The sequence below is a fragment of the Phycisphaerales bacterium genome, from assembly GCA_029268515.1.
In the GTDB taxonomy this organism is placed as follows: Bacteria; Planctomycetota; Phycisphaerae; order Phycisphaerales; family SM1A02; genus JAQWNP01.
This window is the reverse complement of record JAQWNP010000010.1, coordinates 377,523-396,534: the sequence shown is the minus strand read 5'-3', so window position 1 is coordinate 396,534 and position 19,012 is coordinate 377,523. Positions and strand designations below refer to the sequence as shown.

At 48.1% G+C, this 19,012-nt stretch carries 11 protein-coding genes; 6 read left to right on the top strand and 5 right to left on the bottom strand.

Annotation, left to right across the window (positions count from 1 at the left end):
• Positions 1–5: 5 nt before the first annotated feature.
• A complete protein-coding gene (locus P8J86_08075) occupies positions 6–1,109 on the bottom strand; it encodes a sialate O-acetylesterase (GenBank protein ID MDG2054650.1) in 1,104 nt (367 codons plus the stop codon).
• On the bottom strand, positions 1,106–2,212 hold the full coding sequence (locus P8J86_08070) for a biotin/lipoyl-binding protein (protein ID MDG2054649.1): 1,107 nt from the start codon (positions 2,210–2,212) through the stop codon (positions 1,106–1,108). Before P8J86_08070 ends, P8J86_08075 begins: the two co-directional genes overlap by 4 nt.
• Positions 2,213–2,519: 307 nt before the next feature.
• Between P8J86_08070 and P8J86_08065 the strand changes: the two genes are divergently transcribed.
• Positions 2,520–4,064 carry a TolC family protein gene (locus P8J86_08065; GenBank protein ID MDG2054648.1) on the top strand — a complete coding sequence of 515 codons (1,545 nt, stop codon included), beginning with the start codon at positions 2,520–2,522 and terminating at the stop codon, positions 4,062–4,064.
• Here P8J86_08065 and P8J86_08060 read toward each other — a convergent pair.
• Complete coding sequence (locus P8J86_08060; GenBank protein MDG2054647.1) at positions 3,995–6,217, bottom strand: FUSC family protein; 2,223 nt, start codon at positions 6,215–6,217, stop codon at positions 3,995–3,997. The two genes, P8J86_08065 and P8J86_08060, sit on opposite strands and share 70 nt — an antisense overlap.
• A gap of 139 nt (positions 6,218–6,356) precedes the next feature.
• Between P8J86_08060 and P8J86_08055 the strand changes: the two genes are divergently transcribed.
• Both P8J86_08055 and P8J86_08050 read left to right on the top strand, forming a co-directional pair.
• Positions 6,357–8,483: a S9 family peptidase gene (locus tag P8J86_08055; GenBank protein ID MDG2054646.1), complete on the top strand. Its 2,127-nt coding sequence runs from the start codon at positions 6,357–6,359 to the stop codon at positions 8,481–8,483.
• Positions 8,484–8,494: 11 nt separating this feature from the next.
• Entirely contained in the window at positions 8,495–9,037 is a 543-nt protein-coding gene (locus P8J86_08050) for a hypothetical protein (protein ID MDG2054645.1), read from the top strand.
• A 65-nt stretch (positions 9,038–9,102) separates the two neighbouring features.
• Here P8J86_08050 and P8J86_08045 read toward each other — a convergent pair whose 3' ends face one another.
• Together P8J86_08045 and P8J86_08040 are read right to left on the bottom strand one after the other, a co-directional pair.
• On the bottom strand, positions 9,103–10,227 hold the full coding sequence (locus tag P8J86_08045) for a TlpA disulfide reductase family protein (protein MDG2054644.1): 1,125 nt from the start codon (positions 10,225–10,227) through the stop codon (positions 9,103–9,105).
• Positions 10,228–10,404: 177 nt separating this feature from the next.
• The gene (locus P8J86_08040; GenBank protein ID MDG2054643.1) at positions 10,405–13,149 is read right to left on the bottom strand and encodes a phosphoenolpyruvate carboxylase; all 2,745 of its coding nucleotides are present in this window, start codon (positions 13,147–13,149) and stop codon (positions 10,405–10,407) included.
• 285 nt (positions 13,150–13,434) lie between these two features.
• Between P8J86_08040 and greA the strand changes: the two genes are divergently transcribed.
• The 3 genes from greA (at position 13,435) to P8J86_08025 (ending at position 18,862) form a co-directional block, all read left to right on the top strand.
• Complete coding sequence (gene greA, locus P8J86_08035) at positions 13,435–13,902, top strand: transcription elongation factor GreA (GenBank protein ID MDG2054642.1); 468 nt, start codon at positions 13,435–13,437, stop codon at positions 13,900–13,902.
• A 202-nt stretch (positions 13,903–14,104) separates the two neighbouring features.
• Positions 14,105–15,658, top strand: coding sequence for an FG-GAP-like repeat-containing protein (locus P8J86_08030; GenBank protein ID MDG2054641.1), 1,554 nt, complete (start codon positions 14,105–14,107; stop codon positions 15,656–15,658).
• A gap of 531 nt (positions 15,659–16,189) precedes the next feature.
• Positions 16,190–18,862, top strand: coding sequence for a CRTAC1 family protein (locus tag P8J86_08025; protein ID MDG2054640.1), 2,673 nt, complete (start codon positions 16,190–16,192; stop codon positions 18,860–18,862).
• The last annotated feature ends 150 nt before the right edge of the window (positions 18,863–19,012 follow it).

The window sequence follows — 19,012 nt, the reverse complement described above, 5'->3', positions numbered from 1 at the left end:
AGCATTTACTGAGCGATATCATTGCCCTTGGTTTGTAGCTGCAACATATCTTTCCCAAAGGCGTGGCCCATGAGAAAGTAAATCTTGCCGCTACCCAGATAGTGGTATGGACGATCAGATGCGATCTCATAGTACTTCTGCTTTTCCGGGCCCTGCCATACATTATCTTCAAATAGCTGATGGGCATGTTGATCATAATACGGTGCCGTTCGCGTCAGTATCACATTGCCTTTCAAATCTGGTACTTCAGCGACTGCCGCCTGAGCGTTCCGGAATTCTGCAATGTTACCCTTTGCCTTATCCCCATCGACACCAAGCTCGCCAATGACAACCGGTGCATTGGGGGCGTTTAGATCGCGACGCAAATCACGAAGCATTTGAGCTAAGTTCGCTGTGTAGGCCTGACGTTTTTCTTCGTCGACCATATCGTTCCAGCCTTGGAACCAAACAATTCCGGCAATCTCATAAGATCGACCGTCGAGGTCAGGAAAATAGGTGCCCATGTTCTTGAGAACATCTTTCACATGCTCGACGGTTTTGACATAGAACGGACCAGGCCCACCTGAGCCTGGTGCCTTAAAGTCCTCGGCCACATCTTTTCCACCCCAAGCGGCTTTGATCAGAAGCACTGGCTCATCAAAGTGATCACCAGCAACCATACCAAAACCGTATTCGGGACCGATCAGTGGACCATGCTCACTTCCTTCAGACCCAAAACCAACATCAAGTGGCCCACGGCGACCAAGATAGTCAATCCAAACATCATCACGCTTTCGCCACGTGCCATCTTCATTTTGAATCGTCTTGAGTAAGTGTCCATACGCTTTATCTTCACCAAGCCATGGCAATGTTTTTGCAGCGCCCTTGCCTTGCATATTGGATTGACCCGCCAAAATGAAGACTTTTACAGGGCTCGGCTCAGTTGTTTGGACAAGCGCCAATCTTGCAGTAGAGCGTTGCATACTTGACTCGCGTTGTTCTGGTAACACGATCGTGAGATGCCCCCTTGCTCCCGGGCACAACTCTGAGTGATCTCCAACATCCGGCTGCCCACACACTGTCGTGCACAGCAAAAAAATGATCGCTAGTGATTGCTCTAGTTTGATCATGGAAGATTTGCTCTTTCTCTCTCGGGAATCACATAACGTTCGTCATCGGGCTCGACATCCCCACCTCGAATAATGGCAACTGCTGTGGCTCCACTATAAAACCGGCAATCTTTACGAGCAGCACCATCTGTGATAATGATCCTGACCGGAAATCGCTGAGCGAGTCGAACCCAGTCAAGCGTTGGAGGCACATTGGCAAGATCCTCCATAGAACCCTGCTCTGGGTTATAGATGGCTCGACCTACGCCCTGCACCACACCCTCATAACGTTGTCCTGGACAAGAGAGAATAAACACTTCTGCTCTCATGCCAGGCCGAATATCATGCAATAAAGTTTCTCGGAAGTTTGCCAGCACATACCAAACAGAGTCATCAATAATAGAAAAAAGTTGCTGCCCAATATTTGCGTATTCGCCACGTGCAATATTGAGATTCGTGACATACCCATCAAAAGGACAGGTCACATAGCAATATTCAAGGAATAACTCAGCTGTCCCGAGTGCAGCCTGAGCTGCCTGACGGCGCACATTAGCTTGCCCCTGATTTCCCACGAGACGTTGGGCACGATCGACTTCGGCGGCGGCCGCAACCACCGCTGCTTGAGCGGCCTCTGCTTGCGTCTGAGATTTCTGCACCTCATCCGGCGTTACAAATCGCTGTTCAAGTAGAGGCGCAAGCCGCTCAAAGTGATCAATTGCATAAGTTGCTTTCGCTCTTTGCTCTACAAGATATGCATTTGCCGATTCGACTTGTCGATTGAGTGCCTCAATTTCAAGATTGGTTAACGCTAATGTGGCACGCGCCTCTTCCACTGCTAATGCATAAGGGCGAGGGTCAACCACAAATAATAAATCACCCTTATTGACCCACTGATTGTCAACAACATTGAGCTGTTCAACACGACCTTCCACGTGTGGTGCAATCCCAACAATATTTGCTCTCACGAAGGCATCAGCTGTTCTTGGGTAAGCGTCAAGATCCCACCAGACAAACGCCACTGAAATGACTGCTAGTGCCATAATGACAATTGAGAGCACTCTGCCTAATAGCTTCTGGGTGCGCTGCTTCGCCGTGAGCTCGGTCTTGTTGTTTGTATCAGTCAACGTACAAAATAATCCAACAGATCATTGTGAACATGACAAACATCGAGATGTGAACCAACGTTCGCGGCCACAAATAGTTTGCAATACCCAGACGGGACAATATGAAACTGAATAAAAACGAGCACACCAAGCCAACTCCACCCGCAATCAGCCAAGCCGGTAAATAGGCGCCATCGAAGTCCACCAGCGGGTCGCAGCCCACCATAAACATGCACAGAAGCACCAGTAACCACGATCTCCGACTCATCATAAAAGCAGTCTAACAGTTTTGAGCCTGTTGCCGATAAATGCCCGATATCATCCAACAATGCATAAAACTGAAAAAACACTGATTGGTATCTTCACGGCTGGACTCTTAGTTATTAATGGTTGTGGCCCAGGGCCAATGGCTGAATGGGATCCATATGCTTTCTCTCCACCGACACCTGTGGCTTCATGGTCACCGGAGTGGTGGCCCCAACAACAACGCCCCAAAAACTTACAGCCATCCCCTCAACAAGAAATGACGCCTCATGGCCTACCATCCAATCCAACCCTTGACAATGTTCCTGAACTGATCGATCTGACAATCGCTGCAGACTTGGCTTTACTTAATAGCCCTAAAACACGCCAAGCCTGGGCGGCGGCTCGAGCAGCCGCCGCTGAATACGGTATCTCGAGAGCGGCGTGGTATCCGACAATGACAGCCTGGATTCAGGCAATCTATGGCCGTCAGGTTCTTGGGCTTGGTGGCGAACAAAATGTCTTACAGCTCGACCAGCTCGATACAGGCCCAGGCGTGACTGCAACCTGGACTGTCTTAGATTTTGGTCGTCGCGAGGCAGCAGACGACCAGATGAAATATGCCCTGATTGCGGCAAACTACGATTTCAACCGCGAAATCCAAAAGGTTTTGTTTGATGTACAAACTCACTTCTTCACTCTGGAAGCTGCTGATGGTTTATTGACCGCTGCGCTAAGTGATCTCACCCTAGCAGAAACTGTTTTGCAAGGATCAGAAGAACAACTGCTCGTGGGCCTAGCAACAATGCCGCAAGTTCTTCTCGCAAGGCAACGATTTGCCCTTGCCAGTTATGAGGTTGAACAAGCTCGTGCTGATGTGCATAGTTCTCGTGCCAATTTGTTAACCGCTATGGGGCTTCGGCCAGATGTTCGCATCGCATTTGAACTCAATAGCGAAACACCGCTACCCGATGAACTGCCTATCGATCTCGACCAACTCGTGGAACTGGCATTCGCCATGCGCCCTGATCTTACCGCGGCTGTCGCTGAAGTCCGTGCAACTGAGGCCGGTATTCAATTTGCAGAGGCGATGCTACGACCGCAAATTGACTTTGAGGGAATGTTTGGCCTCAACTATGCCAAATATCACATCGATGATATTGTCACGCCTCCCGCAGATGGTGATTATTTCTCACCGATTTGGTCTGTCGGGGTTGTTGGATCGTGGATTTTCTTTGAAGGTGGTGCTCTTGATAACAATGTGCGCCTTGCGCGAGCTCAACATCAACAGGCACTAGCACATCTCGATGAAATAAGACTGGATGCTGCTGGTGAAGTGTGGGACGCTTTTTTTAATTATGAAGCAGCGACGCGACGCTATCAGTGGTCAGAAGCACTTCTAGAAAGCTCACAAGAGTCCGCCGATGCCATTGAGGCTTCATTCAGCGTTGGCTTAAGTACGCTTCCCGAAGTGCTCGCAGCACAATACAGTCTTGCAGATGCGCAATCGACGCGTATTACAAGTCGCGCCGACTTACTGACCGCTTCAGCAGCACTGATTTATGCAACTGGAGACTTGCGCTCCAAAGATGGCCGTGAAAACCGCCGCCGCAATACTTTAGGTGGATAAGCTTCACGCGTATTCTCAACAGCGATTTCTATCTTCTCAATCCACTTTACCAGCGATTCGTAGTAACCTAAGGAAGCGGTTATGACCGTCAATTGTTGTTTCATTTCCAACAAGTACTCTTCTTTCCTACCTTTAATTCGCTCTTCCGCCCGCTTATATAACTCATTCATATTTGAGGGCGATAGAGGTTCACCATCACAAAGATAATCAGCAATTTCATTCAATCGAGCCATCATTCCTTCGCGCAGCATGACAAACTCAGGCATGTTACTGAGATGGTCTCGGACACCATGTCGGAGTCGATTACGTATCAGAAGCATCATCATTAACATGCACTCTTGAAGACAACTAATTACCTCTAATGCCGGACACCAATCTCGTGGCGTGAGGTCCTGCTCAAGGCGTGCTTCTTCACGAAAACGATACGCATCGGCCAAGAGCCAACTCACTCGATATCGGTACCCTTTTGTAGGTCGCGCCCGCTGCTCTTCACTGAGTTCACCTAATCCCATATTCAGCCCACTTGCAATTGTACGGATTGCTTCTGAAATAGCCTCAAGTAGTTCTCTTGCTGCAGAGACTGGATAAAAGTACCGCACAACTGGTAGCGCAATAAGAATACCTAGAAAAATTCCAAACACTCGATCGAGTCCACCCATCACATCATCACTCGGCGCGAGTGTCACCATTGCAATTGAAGCAGCTAAACCCAACTGTACACCGGCATAAGATGTGCGAGCTGATCCACCCATAATCCAGCCGGCAAGCCATGAAAATCCACCTACAAACAAAACAAACCAAGCCACGTCTATGGTATTTGGACTCAGAATAATAATACCGACAACACCAATGACAGAACCAACAATACAACCGGATATTCGAAGCAGCGATTTAGCGCGCGAGGCCCCTACCGTCGGCTGTATCACGATAATGGTCGACACCATGGCAGTTGCGCCCACACTCTGCCACTCTGTAAGCGAGGCTAAGATGACCGCCACTGTCGCAGCAAGCACTCCTTTCGTCGCGGTCAAAAAAGCTTTTCTATCAATGTCTCTCACCAGTTGGCTCACTGGGCGCCACAACCTTGTGTCTTTGAGTGGATTGTCATACTTATCTTTTGGCGTGCCACCTGCCCACCAAGCTAGTACTTCCGGAGCATTCGCCGCGTTACCCAGCAAAACACCGACTGCAACAGCCAACGGAATCACCTCCGGTGATTCATTTGATGTAACCAGCTCATCAATTTCATCTGCGAGTTGACGTATTGGGGCATTATTTGGTGCCTTTTCGATTTCATTATTTTTTAGATCACAGATCATTTGATCGCAAACGTCTCGCACCATGGAGAGTCCCTTCATGATCTTGCGTTTCAGATCCTCTGATGTAGACTCCATATGCCCAAGCGAAAAACCACGTTGAAGAGCGACTGTTTGTGTTGCGATTTGATCAATTGCAGTCATGAGCGACAAAATACAATCACGTCGCTTTCGAATATATTGATCTTCTAGCTCAGCTTCATGCAACAAATTTATCTGCGTTGCCAACAAGTTGGTGTGCAGCAGTGGCGTCAACTCGATCTCTTTGGTGGTATTGTTTTCGCACACTTTGAGAAGATCATCTATACGAACAGAAGATCTTCTCAGCTTGTCACACATTGATTCGACTAAACCCGACTTTGCTGTCACTGGCCAAAAAAGCAAATAACCGAATGTAGACACAATGACGCCAAGCGTCACATTTTCAAAACGTTCCCAGGCGCTTGCTGGCACGTTCCCAGGATTGTCCCATATCGAAGATGTAATTAAAATGATGGTGACTGCACCAAGATACATGGCGTATGGCGCGACAGCCTGTACCAATCCGACGTATAGAAAAACGAATAACGCCGCTGCAAAAGCCAGTATGAGTGCTGCAGGCTCTTGAGGAAAAGCCGAAGCAATCATGACACCTATCAGGGCGCCAATAGCTGTTCCAAGGATGCGTTGCAACATTCGGGTAATGGTCGATCCGACAGTCGGCATCGACAGCATATAAATGGTCACCAAGGTCCAATACGGCTCTTCTATATGAAGCATGAGAGCAACGATAAGGCCAATCATGCTGGTGAGACTGATGCGAAGGGCTCGCTTCCACCTGCCAGGAACTGGCTTCAATTCCGTTTTCAGGAACGAATAGAGGTCGAATCGATTCTCTAGAAGCTGGGGTGGCGAAGGTTTGATAGGTCAATCTTACCTCCCCGCCTGACTTATTGCGGCGCACCATATAAAGTCATTCTCCAGATACAATGAACCCATGCTCAACATTATTCTGATCGCGACACTCATGATGGATCCCACCAATTCAATCAGCCAACAGGCCGGGCTAACCCCCCCCGATGTGCAGGCAAAGCCACATTTAACGGAGATTCATAGCCGCACACTTGTGGACCCCTACTTCTGGCTTCGAGACAAAGACAATCCAGATGTCATTGCATATCTGGAGGCAGAAAATGAATACACCAAGAATCGGACTGCCGATTTGGACGGGCTCACAGATTTGCTTTATTCGGAGATGCTTGGCCGTATCCAAGAGGATGACGCCTCTGTACCGCACCCGCATGGACCATACATGTATTCATCGAAGACGGTGCAAGGACAAAGTTACCCCATTCGAATTCGTACGCAGCGAGAAGGCGGCTCTGAGCAAGTCGTTCTCGACATTAATAAACTGTCCGAGGGCCATGACTTCACAAAGGTGACAAACGCCCAGGTTAGTCCTGATCATCAGAAATTGGCTTACATCATCGATCATTCAGGATATGAAAGATGCCAGATGATCGTCGTCGATCTTAATACTGGCGAGATCATTGACGACTCTGTCACCGATATTTCTCCTTGGGGCCTTGCCTGGGCAAATGACAATCAAACCGTTTTCTATGAGCGTCTTGATGAGACAAATCGATCAGATCGAATCTTTAGGCATCAGGTTGGTAGCAATCCGAATGAGGATGTTCTGCTTTTGGAAGAACCTGATGGACGATTCTCGATGTCGGTTGCCCGCAGTCGTTCAGGTGATGCAATTCTCGCTCGTGCTGAATCAAGTGAGACCAGCCAATGGTGGACGCTTGATTCCAACGATGCGACCACTGCATTCACCAGCGTACAGCCTCGCCAAACTGGCAGTGAATATGACATTGATCACGGCGGAGACTACATTTATAAACGCACGAATGAAGATGATGCACAGAACTTTAAAGTGCAGCGCCGATCAACCTCAACGCCAGGCGAGTGGGAAACTGTGATCGCACATGATCCTGAGGTCTATGTCACTGATATTAATGTCTTTGATAATTTTTTGGTCCTCTCAGAGCGACGCGGAGGCTACAGCCGCTTACGTGTTGTTGATCTCACCAATGGTTCTTCACATCAGATACCGGCTTCAGAACGTGTCTCAACACTTGGTATGAATGTGAATAAAGAATTTCATACCGACGTCTTACGCTACAACTACGAGTCTCCCACGCAGCCGGAAAAAGTGATGGAAACACGACTCGACGGCACTGGCAAAGCAAAGACGCTCAAAATTCAACCAGTACGCGGCGGACATGATGCCGCGTCATACGTCACTCATCGAATCGAAGCTAAATCGCCTGATGGCACCATGATTCCCATCTCACTTGTATGCAAGAAAGGTGTGAAGCCTGATGGCAGCAATCCCTGCCTCCTCTATGGTTATGGCTCTTATGGTGCATCCATGGATCCATATTTTTCTTCAGTCATCCTGTCACTTCTTGACCGTGGTGTTGTATATGCAGTTGCCCATGTTCGTGGTGGCGGCGAAATGGGTCGCCACTGGTATGAGCAGGCAAAGTACGAACATAAGCCCAATACCTTTACTGACTTCATCGCTGCTGCAGAGACGTTGATTGAGACTGGCTGGGCTTCTCCCAATCGCCTGGCGATCCGGGGCGCTTCTGCTGGCGGCTTACTCATTGGCAACGTCATCAATCAACGGCCAGATCTCTTCGCTGTTGCACATGCCGGCGTTCCGTTTGTCGATGTCATTAATACAATGCTCGATCCCTCGATTCCTTTGACTGAAATGGAATACGAGGAATGGGGCAATCCGCAGCAGGAGCAATACTTCGAATCAATGTTGTCTTATTCACCTTATGACAATGTGCATCCACAAGCGTATCCCGCTCTTCTCATTACCGCTGGCCTTAATGACCCACGCGTACCTTATTGGGAAGCGGCAAAGTGGACAGCGAAACTTCGCGATCAATCAGTGAGTGATGACGTTATTTTACTCAAAACCAACATGGGCGCTGGCCATGGTGGGGCCAGTGGCCGCTATGAACGGCTCAGAGAAATTGCATTTGAGTATGCGTTTATTCTAGATCACCTTGGAGTTGGTAAAGATTTGAAAGAAATGCAGTAGAAAGTTTACTGATGGCAAAACGCAAGCGAAAAAAACCAAAGTCGGATGGCGGCCACTACAAACAAGCTGGGTGTAGCCCCGCCGACATTCATGATCTTGCGAACGTCGTACAGCAAATTTGCGATGCCGGTGATTCGGCAGGCCCTCTTTGGGGCCAGGCACATAAGCTATTGATCAAAACCAAAGCCGATTCTACACGTTCGGCTAAGATCATTGCCTCACGTGATATTGATGACCTCATACATCTGGTACACGTGATGCAGGGTATTGAGGAAGAGCATTCTGATGATCCGATAGACGAACCTAGTGAAGCAATTGACCACGAGGTGCTTAAGCAAGCGCTCAAGGCTTTTCGTAAACGATTGAAGCTTACCAAACTCGATCATGAATCACGGCTTGGCGTAGGCCCAATGTCGAGTGGCCGCGAAGCAGATTTTGATGCCATCGTTGCACCGCATGAATTTAAAGATAATGTCTGGCTCGAGCTGACGCGAACGGGGCAACTAGAATCTCTTGGCCGCGGCTTCTACAAATTAGGTCCGAATGCAGACTGATTCTCTACGTGTTGGATTAATCTGATTCAGTCTTCCGACACGATCCAAACTAAACCACCTCTGCATTAGGGTACGGCTCGTTGCCCAGTGAGATTCTTTGGATCATAAGAATCAGCTATTTGACGTGATACGTGCAGTTTTCCTGCCAACGCTTTTTCCACATATGAATGGAGTTGATTCTGACGGGGCTGAGCCAGAATACGCCCCTGATCATCAACAAGTAAAAACCGTGGCGTAAAAGACTGACTCCAGAATTCTATTGCTGACTGAGGTGTTGCTGATGGATCCCAAGGAGTAGAAATATTATTCCAGGGCAACGAATGCTGCTCAATAAAATCACTGGCCTTTCCTGCCTTAAGATCACCACTCATACCGAGTACTTGGAATCCCTGATCTTGGTACGCCTCATAAACATCAACTGCTTCTTCTATGGCAATATGTGCAGGTGCGCACCAGTTTGTCCAATGAGCAATAAGTGTGATCTTGCCTTCATATTCTTCAGATAACACAACGTTTCCAGTAGCAATATCATTCATCTGTTTTCTAAAGAATGAATCAGTCCAGATCTTATTGTTCGGCGCCCCTAACTCCACTCGATAAGCACTTGGGGTGTCTGGGTACTCCGTGACAATACGCGATTGAAGTTCGATCACTTGCTGGCTATCTGAGTTGATACGAGCGGTAGCTGCTTCAAGAAGTAACGCCCCCTCTGCCATCTCTGGATAGGCATCTGCATATTTATGAGCTGTCACAACAGCATCTTGCGGTGATTCAAGCACACTGTGGTACCAGGCCAATTCCAGCGCCATCTCTGGCTGAGTTGATTGTAAATCTGGCCTGGACTTGAACAATGCTTCGGCTTCATTGAGCGCTTTGATTGGATCACCGCCACGGCGAATCGCTTGCCATCGCAAAGGCGCGTAGTCTCCCAAATCTGGCGCCGCTGGCTCTCGATTCATCAGCTCACCAATCAGCACAATCATCATGGCGTCATCAGCTTCTCTTCGCTTTTTAAGTGCTTCTTCCCACGACGAATTATTCAGATCAACAAACGTACTCACTTCTTGTTGATGTTCTTTTAGCCGAGCAATTTTTTGCCGCAACTGCCTGTCATTATCTTCAACGTCTGCCGAGATCGATGTCGATACAACAACAACCGTACTCAAGAAGAGGGATATGAATAAGTTCATAAAAGAAGTACGAGTCAATGACCTTGGCATTGCTTGCAAATTACTTAAAACTGCCAATCGTCATTAAAAAGCTCTACTGAGACTCTCAAATTGTGTTCTTACTCCAGGACGCGAGCCATAAGACATCTACAACTGATCAGAGGCAGTCACAATGCCCTACTGGTGTGATACCTAAAATCAGCCTGTTGTGCGCATCCCTGATGCAACCGCTTGAACGCTTCGCCGCAGCGCATCTGCCAGCACATCACCTGCAGGTAATTCGGTTTGCCCAATGCTTCGTGATCGTCGTAGCAATTCGATTTGAATGGCATTCAGTGGGTCGACATAGAGATTACGAACTTCAATTGATCTTGCTAACCATGGCGTTGATTCAAGCAAACTGCTTTGGCTAGTAATAGCCAAGACGACGCGGCGAGACCGCTCGTACTCAGCCGAAATCAGTTCGTCGATTTCAGACACACCCTCATATCCACTTTCAGCAGCGAGATCTGAGTAGGCACGGGTGACATCAATTGAAGCTTTTGCAAGTGCAATTTCTACTGATCTAAGATGCGCGTCGAAAAAGGGCCAATCCTGCATCATCTCACGAAACTCTTCAATAGCTTCCGGGCCGCAAGCTTCGATACCACTCCCAAACCCGTAAAAGCCTGTCACCATGCTTCGATTTTGCGTCATTGCAAATGTATATGGAATGGCTCTCAGCGTCTGAAGCGTACGCTCTTGTTTACGACGTGACGGCCTGGAACCAATGGTCAGCGTCTCGATGACAGAAATCGGCGTAGCCAAATCAAACCACTCAATAAAGTGCGGATTCTCAATGAGGTTGCGATATGAAAGACGCCCCGCTTGCGCAGCCTCTGTCATTAACGCACTCCATCGCGTAGGTCTTTTCTTTTTTGGTTGGACCATGGTCCGAGCTGTGGCTGAAAGCACCTGGGCAAGATGACGCTCTGCAATTTCATGATCATCGTATCGATCAGCCAGCACTTCGCCCTGCTCCGTGAGACGAATTTCACCACGCATCGTTCCTGGTGGAAGCGAGAGAATTCCCCTTGCCGCAGGCCCTCCCCCTCGCCCCAGTGAACCCCCGCGCCCATGGAACAGTACCAACGGAATCTTTTCCTCATCAGCCACTTCGGAAAGCTGCTCTTGGGCTAGATAGAGGTGCCAGTTTGCCGCAATAATTCCAGAGTCCTTGGTGCTGTCTGAGTATCCAACCATACAGGTCTGCACGCCTCCTGCGGCATGAAGATCTTTGAGGTAGGCCTCATTTTTCAAGAGTGATTTTAAGGTGCGAGGCGCTTCTGCCAAATCATCAACCGTCTCGAATAGCGGAGACACCGATATGGCCACTGGCTCTGTACCAAGGCGCATTGCAGCTAAACGCATTAACCAATTCGGCGACAGTACATCGCTTGGCTTACGTGTCATGCTGATGACGAAAACACCTAAGGCCTCTTCATGCTGCTTTGGACTCTGGAGAAAAGACGCCAGACGATGTGTCTCACGGCTTAGACCGTGAAACAACTCTACATCAAGACTCTTCGCTAAGACAACATCGATTGGCTTTTTAAGCGCCGCCTGGCGAGCGGCTTCATCAAGCTCCAGATAGTTTTCTTCAATCTTGAGCGAGCGCATCGCATCTGACACTGCTTCAGCAAGTACTTCCGAACTCTCCCGTATATCAAGTCGAGCTAGATGTAAACCAAAAATATCAACACGATCAAGCCAGGGACGAATCCACAGATCAACGTGTTCTTGTAAACCACACTGCATCAATGCATCAACTAGTCTTTGAATATCATGCCTCAGATCGCCACTTGATTTGTAAATACACTCAGCATCATCTTCCGCAGATTTTTCTAGGCGTCGGTCAATGAGTCGAAGCCATCTTCTGGGTACATCATGCTCATGATCATCAGCACAGCGTTGAGCAAGTATGGGATCGTCAATGAGTGCACAGTTCAGTTCACTAAGTAGATCAATGGCTACATCTGAGGGCAGGGTTTCGGCCATTCGATCAGTGAGATCCTGACATAGACCTCGATGACATTTGATCGCAAACGCACGCAGCCGCACCAAAGTCTCCTGCGTGATTTCAGCGGTCACGTTGGGATTTCCATCTCGATCTCCCCCCATCCAAGTGCCTACAGCTAACACGGGCGCCGAACCCAGTTGCTCGCCCGGCCACGTTTGAGCAAACGCTCGGCGCAAGAGATCTATCGATCTTGGTGCCACTGTCCAGAGCGCCTCTAAAACAAATAGATTCCGATCAACTTCTGAGAGTACTGAGGGGCGTTGTGGTGGCAAGCCATCACAAGCCCATAATGCAAGAAGATCTGCTCTGATACGAGATTGAATCTCTTCGATTTCCGACGGCAATAAATCAACGCGCTCTATACGACGCAAACGGTCTTTTATTCGTTGTATAACTCGCCGTACTGTTCGGCGTTTTGCTTCAGTTGGGTGGGCTGTACCGACCAGCTCAACACTGAGTGACGCTAAGCGATCTCTCGCTATATCCGCTGTGCACCCTTGCTCTTTCCATAATTTCATTACACTCGCCAGGCTCTCGTGATCGATCTTGCTCGTTTGCTTGGCGCGTTGGCGAAGTATGCGTATTCGTTGATTGTCTTCACACAAGTTTGCGACATCTAGAAATGTTGAAAAGGCGTTGAGCATACTACTGATCTCATCAAGATCGAGATCATGAACAAGACGTTGCAACTGCCCTCTTGGCGCCGATGGATCTGCTCGCCGTTGCTTGGCCAGTGCTCGCATCTCTTCAACACGCTCGAAGTCGCCATCCTGACCATGCAACTTGATAATGTTTCCCAGTAGCTCACCAAGCTCGCGGACGTCGTCACGTAGAGCCGTCGCGGCCGCTTGCTGTTGTTCGGATCCAGGAGCATGAGGTGCCATATTTGCGCAGTCTACTCCCCTTTGAAGCAGATGCATGGTAGGTGTCATGTAGAGCCCTGAACATGAGGGCCTACCACATCTTGAGGCCCCAGCAGCCCCTCTCGTCTCCAGCCAGATTGCCAGTCCAGACCTGCCAAAACGCTGCTGATACGGCAGATCGATGCCCCCCATACGCGATCTATCGGTTGATATTTAGCTTATGAACCAGCCTGGCGTTTATCAATCCGGCCCGGCAAGGGAATCCAATACACGACTGGGCGAGCAGAAGCTATTATATTTCCCGACATGAAATACTTAAGCAATGAAGAATACGACCGGCTCCAAGTAGAACTTGATGATCGGATTGGTAGACGACTGGAACTCTCCGAACGCATCGGCAAGGCTCGAGATCTGGGTGATCTCAAAGAGAACGCTGAATATCATGCGGCTCGAGAAGATCAAGGCCTCAATGAAGCAAAGATCCGTGAACTTGAGCAGGACCTCAAAGAAGCCATCTTGGTCGACAGTTCGGAAGTACCGGAAGGTGTGGTCTACATTGGCACCACCGTAAAGCTCAAGAACTCCAAAACAGGTGATGAAGATCTTTATCGACTGGTTGGGGAAGCCACTGGCCGATTCGATATAGATTACGTTGAGGTGACACCAAACTCAGCCCTGGGTGAAGCACTGATGAAACGGCAAGTTGGAGAAACGGTGAGTGTGGATTTGCCGAAGGGGCGGACCGATTTCGATATTGTCGAAATCATGGATTAGGCCCCTCCCACACCATGTGCCTTGCTCTTTTTATTGAACTATCTGAGATAATTGGAACCGTTTTCTAGCTTGTTTTCGAACATTTTAGAAATTTGGCTCGTATCCTCGAATACCGGAGACACTCTTAGGTATCTACGAGCTAGGGGTCCATGCGAATCCAGGTAGGGCTGATGCACCACCCCCAAGGAGTTGAGATAACAGCGTGTTGTATTTCTGGGGCAAAAGTTCAAGAATGATGATGGCGATGATGGCGCTGGCTCTACCAAGTGTCGTTGTGGCTCAAACATCGCCAAAGTTCGACAGTTCCGAAGCTGCATATGCAGAAAACAGTCCAACCTCTCTGGTTCATGTTGACCTTGATGGCAATGGAACAATCGACATTGCAACAGCCAATCGTGCTGGTGGTGATCAAGGCCTAGGAAGTATCTCGGTTTTCCTTGTTGGAAAAGATGGGTCACTCAACAACCCCGTTCATATCGACTTACCAGAAAACGATTCATATCCACGATCATTTGTTGCGGTTGATCTTGACAATGATCAAGACTTTGATCTTGTCACTGCAAACTGGTATTCGGATTCTCTGACCGTTTTTGTCAATGATGGTTTAGCGAACTTCTCGACGTATTCAATAAACACACTGCAAAACCCTACCTCTATCAATGCCCTCGACTATGACAATGACGGTTTCATGGATATCGTGGCAGCAAGTAGCTCCAGTCTATCAACCAACACATTGCATTTTCACCGAAACAATGGCAATCATACTTATGAACTGATGGTTGCTTACAGTATTCCAGCCGAACCACGTGACATCGAGATAGGTGATCTTGATGGAGATCAGCAACCTGATATCGGTATTGCCTGCCGTGGTGATGATCAAATCGAATTACGTTTCAACGATGGCAACGGTTCCTTCGTTGAGTCAGTGACCATTGATGTGGGATACCGACCACGATCACTCGTTTTTGCTGACCTTGATAACGACGGCGACCAAGATATCGCCGTTGCTATGTTTATGGATCCTGAAATGGCTGGTGGAGCCTGGATTATCGAGAACAAGGGACACCGCAATTTTGAAGTCGCTCAGGTGAGCGTGGTGGGCCGAGCTCCCCACTCTATTGCAGCAGCCGATCTGGATGGTGACTGTGATCTTGATCTCATGGTTGGCCATGTGGGCGATCAAAACATGAAATTACTCCTCAATGATGGAAACAGTCTTACTTTTTCATTGGTTGGAGTGTCAATGACAGCAGTTGTGGCAGAGGTTGCTCTTGTAGATATTGATGCCAATCAACGTATTGATATCGTGGCAGGCCATCCATCCCGTGCCGGTGTAACTGATGGCATGTTATCAATACGTCGCAATATCACACTTCCATGCGAAGCATGTAGTGATACCTCCGAAACCAGTGACTGCAACAACAACACTGTTCCCGACATCTGCGATATTGATACCGGACAGAGTCAAGACTGTAATGCAAATGGCATCCCAGACACATGTGATATCCTGAATGATCCTAGTATTGATAGTAATTCAAATGGCATACTTGACCAATGCGATACCATCGGTTGCATTGCTGATCTCAATGAAGATGGAATAGTTGATCTTGGCGACTTCTCAATATTATTGACTAATTGGGGATGTGCTGGAAAGAACTGCACAGCAGACATGAATAGAGACGGGCAAGTCGGCTTTGACGATTTCTCTATTCTGCTTGTGACCTACGGCGCCGCCTGTATAACCAATCTCGACTAACAATAGCAGCGCTCATCCCAGTTCTATCTCTCCCTACTAAAGCGATGTCAATGACTTCGTTTTGCTATTGATCGACTGGGGCTGTCAAGGCACTTGTATAGCAGATCTTAATAATGATCAGGTCGTCGGCATCGATGATTTCTCCCTCTTCCTGTTTGCCTTCGGTACAAGTTGCCCATAAAAAGTCCGTTTTTTTTTGGTTGATTTCTTAGTCTCCTAGAAGTCAGCAAGGCGTTTCGCTATCTTTGAGCAAATCTAGAGCCCTCTGAGCTTTAATGAGTGTTTTTTCAGTGAATCTCTCAGCGCTCTTTGATAAAATCTGAGTGGAGTTGAGGATGCCCCTGGGTTTGTTTCCCAAGCGGCGATTTGTTGAGGAAGACAATCTCTATTTACTGGTCCTCTCAGATGACCGTCCTGAGTGATTCATGATTCTTTTTAATCACGATGATCTAGGTCACATGATGCCAGTCACAAAGACGAGGTTTATCATTGTTTAGCCGGCTCAATAAGAGAACTCTTGCAGGCTTGCTCATGATCACTGGGGGCGCGATTGCTACGCTGACTTCATGGACAACAGGAAAAGAGCACCCGTCTCAGAGCTGGACCGAAGTAACCAGTGGAACGATCGGCAGTGGCAACACGCGCGGTGCCTCCTGGGCAGACTATGACAATGATGGCGATCTCGATCTGTACATTACAAATTGGGCACAGCCAAACAAACTCTATCAAAACAATGGCGGTGATAGCTTTACTGAAGTGACAACCGAAGTCGTTACACCCACTGGCGAGTACTACTCTGGCCGAAGTGTCTGGGCTGACGTTGATAATGATGGTGATGTCGATTTATTTATTGCGCAAAGCCGAGACAGCCATCTCTTACGCAATGACGGCTTAGATGGTTTTACTGATATTACAAACGGTGAACCACTCAAGAACAATGGCAAACTGACCCGCACGGCAGCCTGGGGGGACTATGACCAGGATGGCCTAATTGATATCTATATTTCAACAAAATATGGATCTGATCTAGGCAACCGATTGCTTAGGAACATGGGCGGTGGCACCTTTCAGCAACAAAGTGACATTGGCCCTGTCGAAGATGAAGCGATTGGACGTGGTGTCACCTTCTCTGACTACGACAATGATGGTGATCCTGACATCTATCTTGCGAACGGTGACAGTCCAGATGGAACACCAAATCTCAATAACGAGCGGATTAATCGAATGTACCGTAATGATGGCGGTATTTTTGTAGATGCGAGCACCCCACCACTCAACTCAAATACTCATACCAGAGGTGTTTCTTGGGGAGATTATGATAATGATGGGGATCTAGATCTCTATCTTTCTGCAATCTATGTCAATGTAGGTAGCTGTTGTGTTGACAATATCTTCTGCACGATCGATTCTAATTACAACTGCACGAATGAATATTTTGGCGTCTATGGTGGCCATGGTGTTCTCTGTGAAGAAATCATTTGTGATCAATTTGGTGCCTGCTGTTTACCCGATGGATCATGCCAAGAATCCTACGCAACAGATTGCGAGAATATTGGTGGATCTTTCAAAGGAGACGAAACTGCATGCGCCACACAAATGTGCCCGATCGCTTCATCAGAAGGCGCCTGCTGCGTCACGCTTGACTCTTGTGTTATCCTCACAGAATCCGACTGCGACATTCTTGGCGGCGAGTATGACGCAAATGGTACAAACTGCGATTTTTCTGAATGTACAACCACCGATACAATTGGTGCCTGTTGCACAAGCATTGGTTGCATTAATATTTCTGAGACTTCTTGCCTTGAATTAGGCGGATCCTATCGTGGCGACAACTCCATATGCGAAGAAGTTAGTTGTGGCGAGCCGCTTCGATCTGAAAATCATTTAGGTTCAGCTAAAGACCTTACCCTTATGGGTGATTTACTTGAAATAAATGGCTTACCACACAATGCGCGAGGCTCGATTGACTTTGGTGGCAACAACCAGCTTTTTAGAAACGATGGCAACGGCAATTTCGCCGAAGTTACAACTGGTGATCTTGGATATACGGGCCATTCTCGCTGTCATAGTTGGGTTGACTTTGATAATGACATGGATCTTGATCTTCTACTCGTCAATTCTTATGCCAATTTGATGCTACTTCAGAATGATGGAATAGATAGCTCAGGCAACCCTGTATTTAGCAATGTTGCCAGTGGCCCTTTTCTTGTTGGCATTACAAATGCAAATAGTGCGAGCTGGGCAGATTATGATGGCGATGGTGATATGGATGTCATTGTGTGCATCGCAAATACGACTGGCGCTCCAGTATCGAATCGCCTGATTCGAAATGATCTCAATAACGGTGCTCACTGGATTGAGATTGAGTGTATTGGAACCGTTTCAAATCGAAGTGCCATCGGAGCACGAATTACGGTCACAACCAATGGTGTGAGCCAGATCAGAGAAATTGAGTCAGGATCTGGCTATTTCGCAGCGCACATGCTTCCAGCACACTTTGGCTTAGGACCAAATGGAATGATCGACACGCTTCACGTGCGTTTTCCAAATGGGCGAGAGGTCACCTTAACGGACGTACCAGCCGATCAGAAGATCAAAGTTGTCGAACCTTGCGACATCGCCACAGGAGAGTGTGATGATTGCAACCTCAACGGAATTCCGGATATCCAGGACATTGCTGCCGGCTCTGCTACGGACTTCAACTTTAATAATGTTCTAGATAGCTGTGATATTGCGACAGGCACAAGCTTGGATTGCAATCTAAATGGCATCCCTGATGAGTACGATACTGCTGACCCGACCCAAGACTGCAACGCCAATGGCATTCCAGACAGTTGCGAGCCTCGTGAACCCCTCATTGACTGCAATGCCAACGGAATATCTGACCAATGTGATATTGCATCTGGTAGTAGCGTTGATAATAATGAAAATGGCACACCAGATGAATGCGAAGTGTTTTCTTGTGATGCGGACATCGATAATAACAACATTGTCGACATCGATGACTTTTCCATTATGCTGATCGAGTGGGGCTGCATGACTGAATGCTCAGCAGATATTAATACTGATGGTGTTGTCGATCTCGCAGACTTCAGTTGGTTTTTGATTTTGTTCGGTGCGACATGCGAAGAAGAACCATTGCGCAATGCGCCCCAAAGATCGGCAAACAATGGCCGATCCCGACCATCTAGAATGATTCGCTGAGCTGATCAACGAATCTGCCCACACATAAGATGCGCCCATTGAAATAGAGAATGTTCTCTCTGATCTACCGCCTCGTACCCAAGCTTTCTGGGATAGGTCAGACACTCTTGGTTGCTCCTCTCAGCTCGCTTCACTGCTGATCGTCTTACT

Excerpts from the sequence above, each read along its gene's own strand:
- greA (MDG2054642.1), top strand. The coding sequence starts at position 13,435 with ATGAAATACTTAAGCAATGAAGAATACGACCGGCTCCAAGTAGAACTT.
- P8J86_08055 (MDG2054646.1), top strand. The coding sequence starts at position 6,357 with ATGCTCAACATTATTCTGATCGCGACACTCATGATGGATCCCACCAAT.
- P8J86_08065 (MDG2054648.1), top strand. The coding sequence starts at position 2,520 with ATGCATAAAACTGAAAAAACACTGATTGGTATCTTCACGGCTGGACTC.
- P8J86_08075 (MDG2054650.1), bottom strand. The coding sequence starts at position 1,109 with ATGATCAAACTAGAGCAATCACTAGCGATCATTTTTTTGCTGTGCACG.
- P8J86_08025 (MDG2054640.1), top strand. The coding sequence starts at position 16,190 with ATGATCACTGGGGGCGCGATTGCTACGCTGACTTCATGGACAACAGGA.
- P8J86_08040 (MDG2054643.1), bottom strand. The coding sequence starts at position 13,149 with ATGGCACCTCATGCTCCTGGATCCGAACAACAGCAAGCGGCCGCGACG.
- P8J86_08045 (MDG2054644.1), bottom strand. The coding sequence starts at position 10,227 with ATGAACTTATTCATATCCCTCTTCTTGAGTACGGTTGTTGTTGTATCG.
- P8J86_08050 (MDG2054645.1), top strand. The coding sequence starts at position 8,495 with ATGGCAAAACGCAAGCGAAAAAAACCAAAGTCGGATGGCGGCCACTAC.